At 46.0% G+C, this 15,823-nt stretch carries 17 protein-coding genes and 1 pseudogene; 8 read left to right on the top strand and 10 right to left on the bottom strand.

Annotated features, from left to right (window positions below; translation table 11 throughout):
- The first annotated feature begins 127 nt into the window (after window positions 1–127).
- Together MHH57_RS24380 and MHH57_RS24375 are read left to right on the top strand one after the other, a co-directional pair.
- Window positions 128–1,072 (top strand): AraC family transcriptional regulator, encoded by a 945-nt coding sequence (locus MHH57_RS24380; protein ID WP_029518735.1) that lies wholly within the window; start codon window positions 128–130, stop codon window positions 1,070–1,072.
- A 161-nt stretch (window positions 1,073–1,233) separates the two neighbouring features.
- A pseudogene (locus MHH57_RS24375) lies at window positions 1,234–1,335 on the top strand (dehydrogenase); the annotation flags it as partial.
- Between the two features lie 137 nt (window positions 1,336–1,472).
- Here MHH57_RS24375 and MHH57_RS24370 read toward each other — a convergent pair.
- Window positions 1,473–2,651 (bottom strand): MFS transporter, encoded by a 1,179-nt coding sequence (locus tag MHH57_RS24370; RefSeq protein WP_342434631.1) that lies wholly within the window; start codon window positions 2,649–2,651, stop codon window positions 1,473–1,475.
- A gap of 156 nt (window positions 2,652–2,807) precedes the next feature.
- On the opposite strand from MHH57_RS24370, the gene MHH57_RS24365 reads away from it, so the two are divergent.
- The gene (locus MHH57_RS24365) at window positions 2,808–3,251 is read left to right on the top strand and encodes an Lrp/AsnC family transcriptional regulator (protein WP_029518733.1); all 444 of its coding nucleotides are present in this window, start codon (window positions 2,808–2,810) and stop codon (window positions 3,249–3,251) included.
- Here the strand turns inward: MHH57_RS24365 and MHH57_RS24360 are convergent.
- Window positions 3,237–4,418: a serine hydrolase domain-containing protein gene (locus tag MHH57_RS24360; protein WP_342434630.1), complete on the bottom strand. Its 1,182-nt coding sequence runs from the start codon at window positions 4,416–4,418 to the stop codon at window positions 3,237–3,239. The two genes, MHH57_RS24365 and MHH57_RS24360, sit on opposite strands and share 15 nt — an antisense overlap.
- Before the next feature lie 311 nt (window positions 4,419–4,729).
- Between MHH57_RS24360 and MHH57_RS24355 the strand changes: the two genes are divergently transcribed.
- Complete coding sequence (locus MHH57_RS24355; RefSeq protein WP_340957347.1) at window positions 4,730–4,924, top strand: hypothetical protein; 195 nt, start codon at window positions 4,730–4,732, stop codon at window positions 4,922–4,924.
- 381 nt (window positions 4,925–5,305) lie between these two features.
- On the opposite strand, the gene MHH57_RS24350 is transcribed toward MHH57_RS24355, so the two are convergent.
- The 6 genes from MHH57_RS24350 to MHH57_RS24325 form a co-directional block, all read right to left on the bottom strand.
- A complete protein-coding gene (locus MHH57_RS24350) occupies window positions 5,306–6,193 on the bottom strand; it encodes a copper amine oxidase N-terminal domain-containing protein (RefSeq protein ID WP_342434629.1) in 888 nt (295 codons plus the stop codon).
- Between the two features lie 496 nt (window positions 6,194–6,689).
- Window positions 6,690–7,592, bottom strand: a complete 903-nt coding sequence (locus tag MHH57_RS24345) for an AraC family transcriptional regulator (RefSeq protein WP_029518728.1) — start codon at window positions 7,590–7,592, stop codon at window positions 6,690–6,692.
- Window positions 7,593–7,681: 89 nt separating this feature from the next.
- Complete coding sequence (locus MHH57_RS24340) at window positions 7,682–7,978, bottom strand: hypothetical protein (RefSeq protein WP_029518727.1); 297 nt, start codon at window positions 7,976–7,978, stop codon at window positions 7,682–7,684.
- 240 nt (window positions 7,979–8,218) lie between these two features.
- Complete coding sequence (locus MHH57_RS24335; RefSeq protein ID WP_029518726.1) at window positions 8,219–8,566, bottom strand: general stress protein; 348 nt, start codon at window positions 8,564–8,566, stop codon at window positions 8,219–8,221.
- A gap of 123 nt (window positions 8,567–8,689) precedes the next feature.
- Window positions 8,690–9,451, bottom strand: a complete 762-nt coding sequence (gene fetB, locus MHH57_RS24330; RefSeq protein ID WP_165145758.1) for an iron export ABC transporter permease subunit FetB — start codon at window positions 9,449–9,451, stop codon at window positions 8,690–8,692.
- Window positions 9,448–10,188, bottom strand: coding sequence for a phosphate ABC transporter ATP-binding protein (locus MHH57_RS24325; RefSeq protein ID WP_165145761.1), 741 nt, complete (start codon window positions 10,186–10,188; stop codon window positions 9,448–9,450). The genes fetB and MHH57_RS24325 overlap by 4 nt, the downstream gene beginning before the upstream one ends.
- A gap of 242 nt (window positions 10,189–10,430) precedes the next feature.
- Here MHH57_RS24325 and MHH57_RS24320 point away from each other — a divergent pair, with 242 nt between their 5' ends.
- The 4 genes from MHH57_RS24320 to MHH57_RS24305 all read left to right on the top strand — a co-directional run bounded on the left by MHH57_RS24320 (window position 10,431) and on the right by MHH57_RS24305 (window position 14,754).
- Window positions 10,431–11,030 (top strand): TetR/AcrR family transcriptional regulator, encoded by a 600-nt coding sequence (locus tag MHH57_RS24320; protein WP_165145764.1) that lies wholly within the window; start codon window positions 10,431–10,433, stop codon window positions 11,028–11,030.
- A gap of 100 nt (window positions 11,031–11,130) precedes the next feature.
- Window positions 11,131–11,772, top strand: coding sequence for an SDR family oxidoreductase (locus MHH57_RS24315; RefSeq protein ID WP_342434628.1), 642 nt, complete (start codon window positions 11,131–11,133; stop codon window positions 11,770–11,772).
- A gap of 375 nt (window positions 11,773–12,147) precedes the next feature.
- Window positions 12,148–12,858 (top strand): MBL fold metallo-hydrolase, encoded by a 711-nt coding sequence (locus tag MHH57_RS24310; RefSeq protein ID WP_209947642.1) that lies wholly within the window; start codon window positions 12,148–12,150, stop codon window positions 12,856–12,858.
- Between the two features lie 99 nt (window positions 12,859–12,957).
- Entirely contained in the window at window positions 12,958–14,754 is a 1,797-nt protein-coding gene (locus tag MHH57_RS24305; RefSeq protein WP_209947644.1) for a glycosyltransferase 87 family protein, read from the top strand.
- Window positions 14,755–14,886: 132 nt separating this feature from the next.
- On the opposite strand, the gene MHH57_RS24300 is transcribed toward MHH57_RS24305, so the two are convergent.
- Both MHH57_RS24300 and rd read right to left on the bottom strand, forming a co-directional pair.
- Window positions 14,887–15,591 carry a Crp/Fnr family transcriptional regulator gene (locus MHH57_RS24300; protein WP_029518719.1) on the bottom strand — a complete coding sequence of 235 codons (705 nt, stop codon included), beginning with the start codon at window positions 15,589–15,591 and terminating at the stop codon, window positions 14,887–14,889.
- 61 nt (window positions 15,592–15,652) lie between these two features.
- Entirely contained in the window at window positions 15,653–15,823 is a 171-nt protein-coding gene (rd, locus tag MHH57_RS24295; RefSeq protein WP_209947646.1) for a rubredoxin, read from the bottom strand.

The raw sequence follows: 15,823 nt of genomic DNA, 5'->3' as shown, positions 1-15,823 counted from the left end.
AACTTCACTTAGAGCCTAGCATGTCATGTGGTGGGGAACCATTGTCAAATCGCTCAACTATTTATCCAAATCGCGCTGAAAGCGATATACTGGGGTATATCCATGTAAGTAAGCCAGGAGGGAAAACATGTCGTCACCACGTTTACCGAAGCGTCCCCATCATCCGGACCTTACAGCTGCCGGAGAGGAATTCTTTTTTCCCGATGTGCGGACCACAGTCAATCTGTTTGCCATTCATACACGAAGTGTGGGAAGAGACTGGAGCTATCCGCCACACGAGCATCCTCAATATGAAATTAACATCGTGCTTGCGGGAGAACAGATCATGGTTGTGGATGGTCGTAGCTATACCCAGCGACAGGGTGATCTGGTGCTGCTGCGTCCGGGGATTGTTCACTCCAGTCATAGTAACGGAGAGGGATTTACGTATTTTTGTATGCATTTCGACATTGATGATAAGCTGTTTCTCTCGCTGCTGAGTCGTCTGGAGCAGGTGCTGTTTCCAGCTGAAGGCACAGTGGCAGGGCAGATGGGACCAGCGCTGGGCAAGTTGCTCGATCTTTCAACGCCGGAAGACATAGGAATTGGTAGTGATTCGGTGGCAAAGCGAATGCGGATTCAATCTGCTGTGTTTGAACTGTTCGCAACGTTGTGGGAGGCTGTATCCAGCGAAGCCGCTCATCTGCCAGGGCGTGGATATGTGCAGGCAGAGCTTGCCCATCAGATTGCCAGTCGTCTTCAGGGCAGAGTGAATCAGCCCTATGGGCAGGCTGGCTCGGTGGAAAAACAGGATGGGATCGAGGGGATTTCCTCCGAGTTAGGTATTAGCGTATCCCATTGTAATCGTGTATTCCGTAGTGTTTTCGGCGTTTCCCCCCGTGTATATCTATCCGGGCTTGTGCTGCATGAGGCCAAGTTGCTGTTGGCTGATCCGCAATGGTCGGTGCAACAAATTGCCGATATGCTCGGCTATGGGGATATTGCGCATTTTAGCAGACAGTTCAAGCGCTGGTCGGGCCAGTCGCCGACATCCTATCGCAAAAGCTCAGTGCAGGGAAGCCCATCTGAATAAAAATAAGTATTCCTTTAAAATAGTTATTATATAATCCCTATAGGGTAGCTGAGAATAATACGAATTTACATAATCAACGTGCTTAATAATCAAATAGAGGAAGAGGTTTAGGCGTTTTTTGAAAAAGTCGGAGCATTCGACCATCTGTTTACACCGGGGTGGGGTATAATGAGGAAATTGCACATACTGTGTTGTATCTGATGGCGAACAAGCTTACCACCGGAAGCGTGCTGTTCCCGGATGGTGGTTATACGTTGATTTAATTCGCAACGAAGTGCATGTTTCATTCTAATCCAATCCGACAGGCAGGAATAAATCATTAAACAAAAACCGGTTCAACACCATACAAAGTGTTGACCGGTTTTTTTTATGATAACAGGCTTGGCCCTCTTGCAACTCTTTAGTTTTGCACATCTAACCTTTTATATTTTCGAAAAATACGTGGATAAATTACTTTAGTCCCGATACATACCATCGCCAGCATGGCGAACAGCAAACCGCTCCACAGCGTCCCCTGGATACCGGCTCTGGCAATAAACCATCCCCCTGCCAGCGAGCCCAGCGAAACCCCTAGGTTAATAAACGAGATGTAAAGACTGTTGGCAAACGCGGGAGCTTCTTTGGCCTCATCAATCACCCAAATCTGGGCGACAATCAGTCCGCTGGTATGAGCGGCCCCCCACACAATAATGATGAAGAGGGTAGGGATGAATGAAGAACTGATCCCGTACAGCAGCAAATAGGTGCCCCCCAAGACTACTGGATGAAAAAGAGCGGTGCGTACCTTATGCAAGCCCATGAGCTTGCCAGCCAATAGATTGCCGAGCATTCCGCCGATGCCGAAAATAATAAGCAGAAAACTGATAACATTGCTGCTCATCCCTGTGTTTTGTCCCAAATATTCGGCAGAATAGCTATACACCGAGAACATGGCTGCAAAAATAAAAGTAGCTGCCCCGATATTGAGCCACAGCGGTATTTTACGCAAAATGCCAAGCTGCTTCCGATAGGAGAACATTTCGGCTTGTGGTGTATCCGGCAGCATGAATAAAATACCAATCCCTGCAATCCCATTCGCTACCGCAGTAAACCAGAAGGAGGCCTCGTATGAAATTTGATTGGCGATATAGGCCGTAATTGGAATACCGAGTACCATTCCCATGCTCGTGCCGAGAAAGGCTTTGGCGGAAGCTTGCGTTGCCTTTTCCGGGGGATACAACGCAGTAGCGGCGACAAAGGCAAGCGAGAAGTACACCGGGTGAAACAGAGCCGGAATGATACGTAAAATCACTAGTAGATAAAAGTTGGATGTATAGGCTGACAGCAAGCTTGTTATGGCAAAAACAAACAACGATATTGTCATGATTCGCTTGCGGTTAAACCTGGACATCAATAGCACCATGAAGGGACCGAACAGCGCGATGATCAATGCAAATGAACTGACAAGAAACCCGGCCTGAGCTGCCGTAATATGAAAACGTTCAATGATGACCGGCAAAATGCCAACCACACCGAACTCAATCGTGTATACACCAAATAGGCCAAGTGCGATGAAAAGCAGAGGCTTACTATATTTCATTAGTTTCATTCCCTCTCCATGTCCTCCTACTTTACGTCCTTGATTTTGCATGCTAATATTTCATTAAATCATAAAATAATAAGTCAATACTCGAAATAACACACAATAATAATTGTATTTTTACAATATTGCCTTGAACTTAAGGAGATGGATTTGATGGACCAAGTGGATCATAAAATTTTGTTGTGTCTACAAAACCAGGCGCGTATCTCCATGACCGAGCTGGGTAAGGAGGTTGGACTTTCCCAGCCTGCCGTAACGGAAAGAGTACGGCGCATGGAGGATAAAGGTATTATCACCGGATATCGTGCCACAGTTTCACATGAGAAAGTTGGAAAACCGATCATGGCTCACGTGCTCGTGCACACGAATCAATGCAATTCATTTGTTGAGTTTTGCCAATCTGCACCTGAAGTCATTGAGTGCCATAGAATCAGCGGCGAGCAAAATTACTTACTGAAAGTCATGGTTGAGTCTATGCTCAAGCTGGAGCAGTTCGGGGATGAGTGTGGAAAGCATGGGCACTCTACCACGTTAATTGTCCTGTCCTCGCCTGTAGACCATAAACATGTAACCCCTACTTTATTAGACCCTATTTGAGCTACCGTAAATGGCTTGGCAAAGCTCGGTTGTAAACGGACCTGACATCCCTTCAAATGCTGTATTGGTAAAGGCGACCACACTGAGTCTTAGTGCGGGATCAACGAACCACGAATGACCATAAGCTCCTCCGAGACGCCACGTTCCGGGTGATTCTGCTGTTCCGCTTTCATCGGGATCTTGGAGTACGGTGAATCCTAATCCAAAACCCCGCCCCGGCCAGCCTGCCAAGGGAAGGCTCCCGGTCTGGATGGTGCCCATTTCGCGGACCCATTCCTCTGAAAGTAACGGATTGCCGCCGTTTCGCAGTGTTTCCAGCAGTCGCATGAAATCTTTTGCGCTGCCAATCATACCAGAGCCACCAGAGTGGAAAGCCGTGGGATCAAAGGCTCGTGCAGGCTGAAAACGAAGTCCTGCGGTGCCTTCAAAAACCTGCGCAACCTCAAGCTCACGCATTCGCCGGGGTTCTGATATATCGTTGACATAAGGAGCCGCAAGCCGTCCGGCATCCGCGACCGCGAAACTGGTGTCGTGCATACCGAGAGGTTCGGTAACGAGCTTTTTAACAGCTGCATCAAGGGTTGTGCCACATACACGGCTAATGATAGCGCCGAGCACATCAGTGGCAATTGAATATCCCCATGCTTTACCCGGTGTATATAACAGAGGCACAGAAGCCAAACGTTGCAAGTTCTCCTCCAGCGTAAGATTTGAAAAATCCATGCCATCTGATACGCCTGCACGATGATAGGGACCCCCGCCTTCTTCCTCTAAAAAGCCATAGGTCAACCCGGCAGTATGTGTCAGCAATTGGCGTACTGTAATGGGGGGCTGCTCACCGCTGATTAATCGGGGGCGAAAATCGGGCAACCAGCGTTCAATAGATTCATCGAGCTTAATCAATCCTTGGGCTGCCAAAACCAAAGCCGCAGTAGATACAATCGGTTTGGATACAGAAGAAAGCCGAAATAAAGCATCCTCTTGCATAGGACGTTGTTCTTCTCGATCAGCCAGCCCTGCCGCTCGGACATACACGGGTGAACCATCCATATATATCATGACGACTGTGCCGATCAGACGCTTTTCGGCAAGGGTTTGATCTATAACTGCATTTACACGTCCGTCCAGACCAGCTTGTATCGCAAAAACTCTATTATCCAAACTCATAAATATCTCATCCTCTCTATGATCCAGCGGTTACCGCTTGATAGAACTTAGTTTACAGGATGGGAAGAAGACATTACATAAGGTAACAAAGGTGTTCAGTGAGTATTTACGTTAAAATAAAATTATATTAAAGGCATGACCTTGGATTTAAATGAATGGGACTTTACAAGAAGTTATGCCGCGTTTTATAGCATCTTTTTAAGTTGAGATACGTTGAAAATAGGTGGTAAAATTTACAACAAAGAGGGTTTTGTTTATTGAGGATTGTATCGCGTAATAAGTTGGCTTGCTTGGTTGTCTTAGGAGGGGGTTTGACCGTAATTGTTACGGGTTTTGGAGGGGATAAGGAGCCTTATAAACTTCCCGATAAGCCCAAAGAGACTGCTGTCTCGACATTTTCAGAATATATGAACGCTTCTATGAGTCGCGATTACAATAAGATGCTTTCACTGTCTGATGATTATCGCTTTGAAACAGAACGGTCGAGTTTGAGCCTGACAAAGTAGACGACAATTTAGAAGATAACTTCAAGTGATTTTAGTTTTTCAATTTTCTAATCAAACGATCCAAAACGTATCCAATAAGATACCAGAAAACTAGTGTAGTGAAGTAAACAATGGCTATGGGGATGTCTGCTTCTCGCACAAATCGAAATGATTCATACATCCAAACCAACGGGCTAACGATAGCCAATAGCATATTATAGTCGTCGTTCCCCATAATATTTACAGTAATAACTAGACACGAGATTAGGACTAGCCAAAAACGAAAAGATTTCATTGCCTATACCTCCAAACCAATATTGTATCAATTTATTACCACGTACCAGCTTAGATTCTGGTCTTTATTAATGTAAGAGGAAAAGAACGCATGCAAAGTCAATTCGATCATTTTTGTTCATCAGGGATATCAAAAAAGAAATTTGTTGGATCAACTGGTTTTTGCCCTGGGTTTATCTCTTTCCCAGTATTGTCAATGAGATTGTAACTGATTTCTCCAACAGCGGCCATGAAATTAAAATGGGTTATTCGCCCTTGAATTGTAGGTTTCTGGCCGTCTTGTTCCACTAATTTATAAGGCAAAAAGGATAGACCACTGCTCTCCCTTTTGGTTGAGTCAAAACGTGCTGTCCATATTAATACACTACAATCGTTGCTGATTTTATAGTATGAAATAACATCCATCTCCTGAATAAAAAACGAATTTGATTTGCCTTCAGGAAAATAATAGTCTGTGTTCAGATTTTCATACCCTTTGGGTGTATATTCTTTTAAATTGCTAACTTTGGGAAGTTTGATTGCTGCTCCTCTGGATACATTAAGCTTATCCGAAGTATATTTGTTTTTTATTTCATTGTTTGCTTTCGCTACATAGGCCGTCTGTGATTTTGGATTCCAGGAGACATACGCATTGGATGAATCAGCAATGAATCGGAGAGGGACCATAATCCGTCCGTTTTTCAATGTAGTGACAACAGGCAAGGTTATACTTTTTGAACCAAGCGTTGCACTTTTCTGCCCAACTTTTAATAGTGTTTTTTCACCGTTACGATCTATTGTGACTGTCTTGGTGCTATTATTCCATGTGATGGATACACCAGGTAAACTTTGAACAGCGTTTAATGGGACCATGGTAATCCCATGAGATTGGTAAGTTTCATCAGAGGATACAATTGAATTATTAACGATAATATGTGTCGAAGAAGCTTGTGCTGCTCCCGCACCTAAAGTAAGACCTAAAATAGATATGCAAGCTACTTTTGAGACAGAGCTCATATTCTATACCTCCACAATTTGAGTGACGCTGGATTCTTTCAGACTTTTCGATTTACGATATACTCCCGATATATGATTTGGATGGGATGTTGATGGTTGGATGAATCGTACCCGCAACCTAGGCAAGTTAATTAAAGAGTAGAGTAATGATCAAGTCGAACGAATTAAAGAACAGGATATTTTATCATGAGTGAGCCGTTTGCTACTATGTTTGTATTCGCAGGAAACAACGGAAGTGGTAAGGGAACAATGGGTTAACGTCGTTGATAGTTACTTGCAAACTAAAAATGCTGATCAAGAATAAACCGACAACTGTATGATTCAGTGAATCGGTTTATTCTGTATTTACATCGGATTGTGTCCACAATGTCAATTCGATGTGTATTGCACCTCAAAACGGAACCCGTCAGTAATAAACTGTTATTATTTTTCAACAGACTTTAGCAAGACGATGAACAGCATCCTGATCGTAGCGGCTTCTTCGGATTCTTTTTCTCTACACTTTTTTTACTGGACGTAACACTGCGTATCCGTATCCTTCTGGGAAATGCCGCTGATAATCTTGCTTTGTTTCCTCATCCCATTCATACCCCAGGCTGCTAGGGTCAAAGTTCCAAGCTTTCTCCTCCACCATTCTCATAACGTCTCCATTGTTTTTTAAATAATTGAAGGGTGGGTGGAAAAACACCAGGTAATCTGATTCGGGGATGTCCCGGCACCTCATTCCTGCGGGAATCTCTCCGGCGTAGTCAGCGGCAACCGGTATTCCATAGAGATATCCCTTCTGACCATCCTGATAGAACCAGCCCGCAGTTTGGCCCAATTGTTCGGGAAGCTTGAGATGAGACATGCTTTCCAATGTTCCGCAAATTTCATCACAATTGTGACCGTTTCTCCAGAAATCACCGTAGTTTCGAGAAGAGGTATCCCAGATTCCAATAAATTTGTGTGCTGGTATATGCTCGATTTTGACTTCAGCTTCTTGCAAATGATCCTTAACCATCTTATCCCGCTCCTTCAAATGGTAATGATAAGGAGAGAACACCTCAACGCGAATGGCTAACGGAATAGGTCGGGGCTCCTTCTGGTATACAGCCGGAGTTACCTCGAATGCTTTTACAAATGCCCGTGTAAAAGCCTCCTGTGAAGAAAACCCATACTTTATTGCAACATCGAGGATGCGGACATTGCCATCTCGGAGTTCTAGCGCGGCACGGCTAATCCGGCGCATCCACACATAATCCCTTAACGTTATTCCTGTAAGGGAATGAAACTGTTTTGTACAGTAGTAAGGGGAGTAGCCTAACTGATTGGACATTCTCAACAACGAAGGTGCTGAAGTAAGATTATTATCAATCCAATCGATCATAAGCTGAACCATTTCGTTCCATTCATACACGAGCGTTCCCTCCTTTCGACTCCATCTTAACAGCCGGAATGCAGGAATATTTGACTTGAGTTGCATGTGTTTTTTTCTCTTGTTCTGCTTTACTCCTCTACATAGCGGATATATGGGTGTTGAAAGTACCTTTGATCAGACACGAAATAATATTGTTTGCCTATAACCAGAGGAGGGATCGCGGACTTTGAGGAAATATATAATTCTTTATATCCACCTCCGTTAAAAGTATCTCTCTGTATGACCAAGTAATCATCTGTAGTTTTAACTAGCTTAGCGATTTCTGTCGAGTGATGACCTGAATAATAATAAATCCAGCTGAAAATTAGTGAAAAAAATATAATTTTTAAAATAGTTGCAGCCGTTTTATTTTTTGTAATCAACATTCGCACCAACCTCCCATAATCCATTCTTTCATTTGTAATAAAATATGTATGATTGGTTATTTATCCTGTTTATGTATATTGTAAGGTGTATGATCCGATGTTGAAAGTAACTTTTACACAAAAAGCCTATCTGCCATTCTTCCGGCAGATAGGCTTTTATAACATAAACGTCAACTTACTTTGTGTTTATACGCAGTCTGTGCCTCTTCATAGGATTGCACCGACGGCATAGCTTTATTGTCAATTATTTTTACGTTGGCGTGCGCGAGCCTCGCCGCCTTTGCGGCCTGCTTCTTCCCTACTCATTTTCCCGTCGCTATCACTTTGGTCTGAATTGCCACGGGCTTCGCCGCCCTTGCGTCCGATTTCCTGATAGAATTCCTTGTCATGGTTTTTGGAAGTGGCTTCGCCGCCTTTTTCACCAATTTCCTGGTAGAAGTCCTTGCCATGATTTTTGGAAGTGGCCTCGCCACCTTTTTCGCCAATCTCTTGGTAAAATTCTTTGTCGTGATTTTTAGCAGTAGCTTCTCCACCTAGACGTCCTGCTTCTTCGCGACTCATTTTGCCATTTTGGTTGTTGTTAGCCATGTTCAATCACTCCTCATCGAATTTTAGTAAAGCGGGTACGTGTATCTATTAACCTTTGTGTCAGGAATTAAACATGTCCCTTTTATTTTTCCAAATAGCAGATAACTGGGGATATTCACCTGATTAGTGTTCCCATGCTTCGGTGTGCAGTTGTTGCTGGCGGTTAAATAATGCCGGATAAATGAACAGGCTGAGCAGCACGCTGGTCAAAATAGCAGAGGTCATGGTGGTAAATACGATGAGCAATTGCAAACGCACAGCGGCAATCGGATTGGCACCTGCGATGATTTGTCCGGTCATCATGCCGGGAAGCTGGACAAGCCCCAGCGTTTTCTGCCCCTCAATGGTTGGAATCATACTGGAACGTATGCAATCCTTGAGTATAGGGAAGATGGCTTGTCTAGGCGTGCCGCCTAGTGCCAGAATGAGCATGATTTCAGGCTTGCGCAGCAGGACTTCCGACTTGAGCCGGGATACCAGCAGACTGGACAAAATCATGGAGCTGCCAATGATCATACCGCTAATCGGAATCATATATCGGGCTGTCGCCGGAATAATATGCAGGCCAATGAGGAATGTCTGTGTAACGATTTCCACACACAGCAAAGTCAGGAATGACTTCCACATGAGACCGGGGATAAATCGTCCTTTGCGCGCAACATTTTGTGAGGCTACGGTAATCATGAGCAGAATGAATAATACGATAAATCCGTAGCTTTGCATCCCAAAAATCAAATGCAATACATATCCAATCGCCAGCAGTTGAACGGACGCTCTGATCGTGGCGATGATCATGTCTCGGTCCAGACCGAGTTTGAAGGATTTGGACATGACAATGGCGATAAATACAAAACCGAGAGAGAGAATCAAGGCAACAATCGTCATACCCATTCTCCTGCTACAAACTTGCGGGTCTCACTATGCTGCGGAGCATTAAAAAACGTTTCCGTATCCGCTTGTTCTATCAGTCTTCCGTCGATCATCAGCCATGTTTCGTGGCCTATCCGGCGGGCTTGTTCCATATGATGCGTAATCCAGATCATCGTTGTTCCCTCTTCTTTGTTCATTTGTAGCAGCAGTTCCTCAACCTCTTTGACCGAGGCAGGGTCCAGTGCAGAAGTAATCTCATCCAGCAGTAAAATATCCGGGCGGTTCGCAAGCGTCCGCGCCAAGGCCAAGCGTTGTCTTTGTCCGCCAGACAGTTCCTGCGCCTTCTGTTCCAACAGGTCGCGGGTGAGCCCTACGCGTTCCAACAGGCTGGCAGGATCATCCAGAACTGTACCGTGCAGCCGTTCTACGGTTTGGAGATTGTACAGGACAGTTCCCTGAAGCATGGGGGCATCCTGAAAAACCAATGCGACTTTCCGTCTCAGTTCAGGGATCTCCCACTCCGATATAGGTTTGCCGAGGACACGGATTTCCCCTTCATCCGGTGTCATTAGGAGGTTACACAGTGAAAGCAACGTGCTTTTACCAGACCCCGATGGACCGACCAACGTGGTGATTTTGCCGGGGGAAACTTTTGCGGTAATCCCGTTCAGAACCGCACGTTGTTGTCCAGACCCGGTGAAATATTTGATGATGTGGTTAAATTCAATAGCTGGAAGTGGTTTGGGTTCCATAGATATAGCTAGCTCCTTTGTAGGGGATCGAGAAAGGTATCAGATCCGTTCTATGATCTTATTTTTTATTATATCAGTAATGACTGCTATGCTCTTCTGTAAAGATTCGATGCAGGTTGGCTGCGGTAAACGGCATTTTCTTTGTATAAACTAACAGGATTAGTTAAAATAGAATCTGGATCGATTCTGTATATGTATAAGGAACCGAATTACATAGAAATTCGATGAAAGGAGGCTGGATGATGTCGCCTAGAAACGGAGTAAAGCTGCAAGATATTCTGCGGGCTGCCGAGGACATTGCCAATGAACAAGGGATGGGGGATGTCACGCTCACCACGCTGGCGCAAAAGTTGCACATTCGCCCTCCGTCCTTGTATAACCACGTGGACGGATTGAACGGACTGCGCCAAGTACTGGCATTGCACAGTCTCGAACAGTTGGAGGAAGCTTTGATGAGCGCAGCAGTTGGTAGAGCGGGCGCAGATGCGCTAACCGCTATGGGGAAGGCGTATATGCGGTATGCTCGCGAGCGACCCGGTTTGTATGAAGCGATGCAGTATGCAACTGATCGAAATGATACCGAAATGAGGCAGGCTGCGGATCGCGTGGCCGAGCTGGTCATTACCGTCCTGTCCAGTGGTTATGGCTTTAAGGAAGAAGATTGCATTCATGCAGCGAGGGGATTCCGTAGCCTGCTTCATGGATTTGCCTCGCTTGAACAAAAGGGCGGGTTTGGTTTGCCTGTGGAGGTGGACCGGAGCATAGAGGTGATGATGGCTACCTTTTTGGCAGGTCTACGTGTGCAGCAAGAACGAGATGGTGAGCTGACCAAAGAAGTCTGATTTCAACCTGATGCAGCTAACATGATTGCGTCGCAGACCCGAAGGGTAAAATACATCTGTATAATGTAGATGAGAGACTCTGAATACAGGGGGGATATGAGTGAACGTACTGGTGATTGGCGCAAATGGAAAAGTAGGCAGACATCTTGTTCGTCTACTGGGGCAAAATAAATCGCATCGTGTAAAGGCGTTGATCCGCCATTCGGATCAGGCTGAAGCGCTTGAACGTTTGGGAGCAGAAACGGTGGTAGCTGACCTCGAAGGGACGGTTGGTGAAATTGCCGAAGCTATAAAAGGTAGCGATGCTGTCGTATTCACAGCAGGCTCCGGCGGAAAAACAGGTGCAGATAAAACGCTGCTTATCGACTTGGATGGAGCGGTCAAGGCGATGGAAGCCGCCGAACAAGCAGGTATCCAACGCTTCGTAATGGTCAGCGCCCTACATGCGGAGAATCGGGAGCAGTGGCCCGAATCCATTAAACCGTATTATGTGGCGAAGCATTATGCAGACCGCCTGTTGGAAGCGAGCAACCTAGACTACACGATTCTTCGTCCGGGTGGCCTGACGGATGATGTGGGCACCGGCAAAGTTGCTACCGGTGAGGATTTCACCAGCCACACCATTTCCCGTGAAGATGTGGCGGCAGTGGTCATAGCAGTGCTGGAGGAACAGCAGACGTATCATCGTTCAATTAATCTGGTGTCTGGCAGTACGCCTATTGCTGAGGCAATCCGGCTGTAATTACGGATGAAGTTGTTGGATCCATTTCTTTTGGGAATGTTTCTTCAAAGCTGTCTTTTTTCTCGTATAAGTTGTACCAAGTTTCTGCAATGATATCTGGATCTCCTGACATCTCGATATCACCATTCCCAAGACTGGGCAAAGGGAGCGTGCAGGAAGATTCGTATCTAAGACTAATTTTTGCTTTGAGAGGCATCCACGGAGGCAGAGTTCCGGGGATGCTTTTTTGCTGTTTTTCTCAGTGTGATCGTCCCCGTAGTAGTCCCAAGCTCCAACTCCGGCTGAATAGCAGCAAAAACAGTTGCTTAAAACTAATTATATTAATTATAATACTAATATAATTAGTTTGTGATGAAGACAAGGAGATGAGCTGAAATGCGTATTGTTCAGGTACAGCATCTGTATCAATTGACGTTTATGCCCCGGCTGTTCCCGGTGAACTGTTATTTGGTGGAGGAGAAAGAGGGGCTCACCTTAGTAGATGCCGGATTGCCATACAGTACCCGTGGTATAGAGCAGGCTGCGGCGCGGATCGGGCAGCCGATTATTCGAATTGTACTTACCCATGCCCATGGGGATCATGTGGGTGCGTTGGATAAGCTGAAGGCAAGGTATCCTGACGCGCAAGTATTCATTTCAAGGCGGGACGCACCGCTGCTACAGGGCGATGTATCGTTGGAGGCAGGGGAACCGGATACTCCAATTCGGGGCGATGTACCGAAGCATATCCTTACCCAGCCTGACGTTTTACTGGAGGATGGGGATCATGTAGGTTCGCTGTTGGCGATCAGCGCACCAGGACATACGCCGGGTTCGATGGCATTTTTGGATACTCGTACCCGAGCGTTAATTGCAGGCGACGCCATTCAGACCCGAGGAGGTATAGCGGTATCGGGAAGGCTTAAACCGCTGTTTCCTTTTCCGGCACTGGCTACCTGGAACAAGGAAATTTCGCTGAAAAGCGCCAAAAAGCTGGCGAGTTTCGATCCATCTTTATTAGCTGTCGGTCACGGCAACATGCTGAAGCATCCACAATCTCAGCTGGAAAGGGCGATTATGGAGATGGAACAACAATCTTCAGTGTGATGATTCCGTATTCAGCCAACATTCAGCCAGAACTCACAAAGTCCTAAGCTAAGGCAGATACAATATGGGAAAATAGAAACAGAGAGAGGTGCATCGGATTTGAACGTTTGGAAAGCGAACGGTCTGAAATATATACTTCTATTTAGTCTCATATTGTGTGCTGTCGTTAGTGTCGTTTCGTTATGGAGTTATTCAGGTAGCTCCGCGTCCCAGTCTGCGGCTGTTAGACAGGGCCCATCCGGCGGGTTTGGGGGAGGAGGCGGACCTGGCGGAGGTATGAGGGGGCTGGATTCGGTGAATAGCGCTGACAGCAAGGATCAGGGGACGACAGGCCAAACTACCGACTCCTCCACTGAGGGGACATCAACATCGGGTGACCAAGGTACAATGGCTGGAACGGATACGTCTGCATCGGACAGCAGTGGTGCCGCCAGAGACGGCCAGCACAGAGGCCCCGGAGGCATGTCTGGTAACGGATCTGGCATGGGCGGTCCTGGCGGTGGTGGAAGAAGTGGGAATTCTTCATCTGCTTATGCGACTCCGCTGGCGGTTTTCGCCGCTTTGTTCTTCGGTGCATTCGTGTTTATTACGTACCGTTTTCGGGCTCGTGATTGGAAGCTCGGGGAACGTAATCGAGGACTGATGCTGTGGACTGTGCTGGGTGTGGGTTTCTTTTTAAGAATGACGATCGCCCCATGGATTTCGGGTCACATGGATTTAATGCTATTCCGGAACTGGGCTACGACAGCAGCGGATAGCTTATCGGGCTTTTACACGAACGGATCAAGTGATTATCCGCCGTTCTATATTTATATTTTATATGTGATCGGTCAAATCAGCTCTACGGATGCTTTCAGTCCCTATATGTCCGTACTGCTGCGGCTTCCCAATATATTAGCCGATATTGTGACAGCGTACATGCTGTATCGGTTGGCAAGCAAACGGGTCGGCTTTGGAATAAGCCTGGGATTAGCTATATTTTACGTGTTTAACCCAGCTGTATTTATCAATTCGACCTTCTGGGGGCAGGTAGATTCTTTCTTTACTATGCTGATTGTGGGCATGATTGTGCTGCTTGTGGAAAACCGGGTCGGCTGGTCAGCCGTATTGTTTACGTTAGCCGTATTGATGAAGCCGCAGGGAATTATTTATGGGCCTGTTCTATTCTTTGAGCTGCTGAGACAACGTAAAATACAGCCTTGGCTGTTGTCCATGGGCGGTGCTGTTGTGACGACCATTCTGGTCATATTGCCATTCTCGTGGGGGCAAGAGCCGTTATGGCTGCTTGACCTATACAAGGGAACGGTCGGCGAGTATCCGTATGCTTCGGTGAACGCGTATAATTTCTTTGCACTGATTGGTGGCAATTATACGCAGGACACTACAACGTTGTTCCTGTTCAGTTACCATACGTGGGGTATGATCTGCATTGTGTTGGTGACTCTATTTACGTGGTGGATGTATATCCGCAGTCGCAAACCACAATTTGCAGCGGCAGCTGCATTGGTACTCATTGCAGGTGTATTTACCTTCGCTTCCAGCATGCATGAACGGTACTTGTTCCCTGCGGCGGCGTTAGCTGTACTGGCGTATCTGTATTTGCGAGACCGCAGATTTTTATGGCTTGCAGGTGGATTCAGTCTTACGATTTTCCTGAATACCTTTGATATCTTCTATAGCTCCAATTCTCGGGATCAATACGGTATTATTTTGTGTGTGACATCATTGTTGAATGTGTTGTTGTTTGGGTATTTGGTCAAAGTAGTGTGGGATTGCTCCAAATCGACCACGATTGAGACTGCTCCTTCCACAGACAGAGTTTCGCCAGAAGTTCCCTCAGCGCGGCCTGCATGGGGAGCGTCTTCCCAAGGCGTGAACACGACAATTGATCGTTAGTGGAGTATAAAATACGGTAAAAAACCGCCTTTTAACGAAATGGAAGTGGTTGATAGATCAACTGCAATCCATAAGTTAAAGAAGCGGTTTTTTTGTTGTCCTCATGTTAGAGTAACATTGTATCTATGTGTCTCAATCCATATATTCGTTCAGTTTTTGTACATCGCAGATGGTAATCTCTCGTGTACCCTTGCTATGAATAATCCCCAGCTGTTCAAATTTTCCAAATTTACGGCTGATGGTTTCGCGGGTGACACCCACATAATTAGCCATTTCTTCGCGTGAAAGGGGGAGATTTATTTTAATATTGGAGCCATCCGGCTTGCCGTATTTATGTCCAAGCTCAAGAATCATATAGGCGATACGGATTTCCGGGTCTTTGGTAGCTAGGCTTTGAGCCAGATTCTCGGTATGTGCCAAGCGTTTAGTAATGGTTTTGAGCAGCTTCAAAGAGATATCGGGATTGTTGCGGATCAACTGCTCCATATCATCCTTGGTGAGCATACAAATATCAGTATCTTTTAAGGCATACGCACTAAAGTTACTCAGCTCATCGCTGTTAAATATGTTCAACTCGCCAAAAAAATCGCCAGTTGTTAGAATGTGCAGGATTTGCTCCTTACCCTGAGGCGTCATCTTCAGCAGCTTGACATGCCCGCTTTTAATAATGTACAGCGTATCGGATGCTTGTTCCTCGATAATTAGGGCCTCACCCTTCTGATATTTTCGGTGTCGGATCATGGAGCTGACCTTACACAAATCTTCGCAGGACAAAGAGGAAAAGATAGGTACTTTGCGGGCACAGGGCTCCTTTTCGCACTGGCAGGGGCAGGACATCTCATTCACATTCATTCACTCCATTCATAAACCGGAAACTACAGGTTATAGCGCATGGTTGTTATTCTGTATCATCTATTGGAGAAAAACGGCTTTGATCCTCACCGCAGACCGGACAAACCCAGTCCTCTGGGAGATCCTCAAACGCTGTACCTGGCATTACGTCTTCATCGGGGTCGCCGATTGCAGGATCATAAATATATCCACAGGGTTGACATACATATTTTTTCAT

The sequence above is a fragment of the Paenibacillus sp. FSL H7-0442 genome (assembly GCF_038593105.1).
GTDB classification, from domain to species: Bacteria; Bacillota; Bacilli; order Paenibacillales; family Paenibacillaceae; genus Paenibacillus; species Paenibacillus polymyxa_D.
This window is presented reverse-complemented; position numbering and strand designations above follow the sequence as displayed.

Bases quoted from the DNA above. Each gene is read 5' to 3' on its own strand.
- rd (WP_209947646.1), bottom strand. From the start codon at position 15,823: ATGAAAAAATATGTATGTCAACCCTGTGGATATATTTATGATCCTGCA.
- MHH57_RS24325 (WP_165145761.1), bottom strand. From the start codon at position 10,188: ATGGAACCCAAACCACTTCCAGCTATTGAATTTAACCACATCATCAAA.
- MHH57_RS24370 (WP_342434631.1), bottom strand. From the start codon at position 2,651: ATGAAATATAGTAAGCCTCTGCTTTTCATCGCACTTGGCCTATTTGGT.
- MHH57_RS24340 (WP_029518727.1), bottom strand. From the start codon at position 7,978: ATGTTGATTACAAAAAATAAAACGGCTGCAACTATTTTAAAAATTATA.
- MHH57_RS24310 (WP_209947642.1), top strand. From the start codon at position 12,148: ATGCGTATTGTTCAGGTACAGCATCTGTATCAATTGACGTTTATGCCC.
- fetB (WP_165145758.1), bottom strand. From the start codon at position 9,451: ATGACGATTGTTGCCTTGATTCTCTCTCTCGGTTTTGTATTTATCGCC.
- MHH57_RS24365 (WP_029518733.1), top strand. From the start codon at position 2,808: ATGGACCAAGTGGATCATAAAATTTTGTTGTGTCTACAAAACCAGGCG.
- MHH57_RS24350 (WP_342434629.1), bottom strand. From the start codon at position 6,193: ATGAGCTCTGTCTCAAAAGTAGCTTGCATATCTATTTTAGGTCTTACT.
- MHH57_RS24300 (WP_029518719.1), bottom strand. From the start codon at position 15,591: ATGTCCTGCCCCTGCCAGTGCGAAAAGGAGCCCTGTGCCCGCAAAGTA.
- MHH57_RS24380 (WP_029518735.1), top strand. From the start codon at position 128: ATGTCGTCACCACGTTTACCGAAGCGTCCCCATCATCCGGACCTTACA.
- MHH57_RS24335 (WP_029518726.1), bottom strand. From the start codon at position 8,566: ATGGCTAACAACAACCAAAATGGCAAAATGAGTCGCGAAGAAGCAGGA.
- MHH57_RS24320 (WP_165145764.1), top strand. From the start codon at position 10,431: ATGTCGCCTAGAAACGGAGTAAAGCTGCAAGATATTCTGCGGGCTGCC.
- MHH57_RS24360 (WP_342434630.1), bottom strand. From the start codon at position 4,418: ATGAGTTTGGATAATAGAGTTTTTGCGATACAAGCTGGTCTGGACGGA.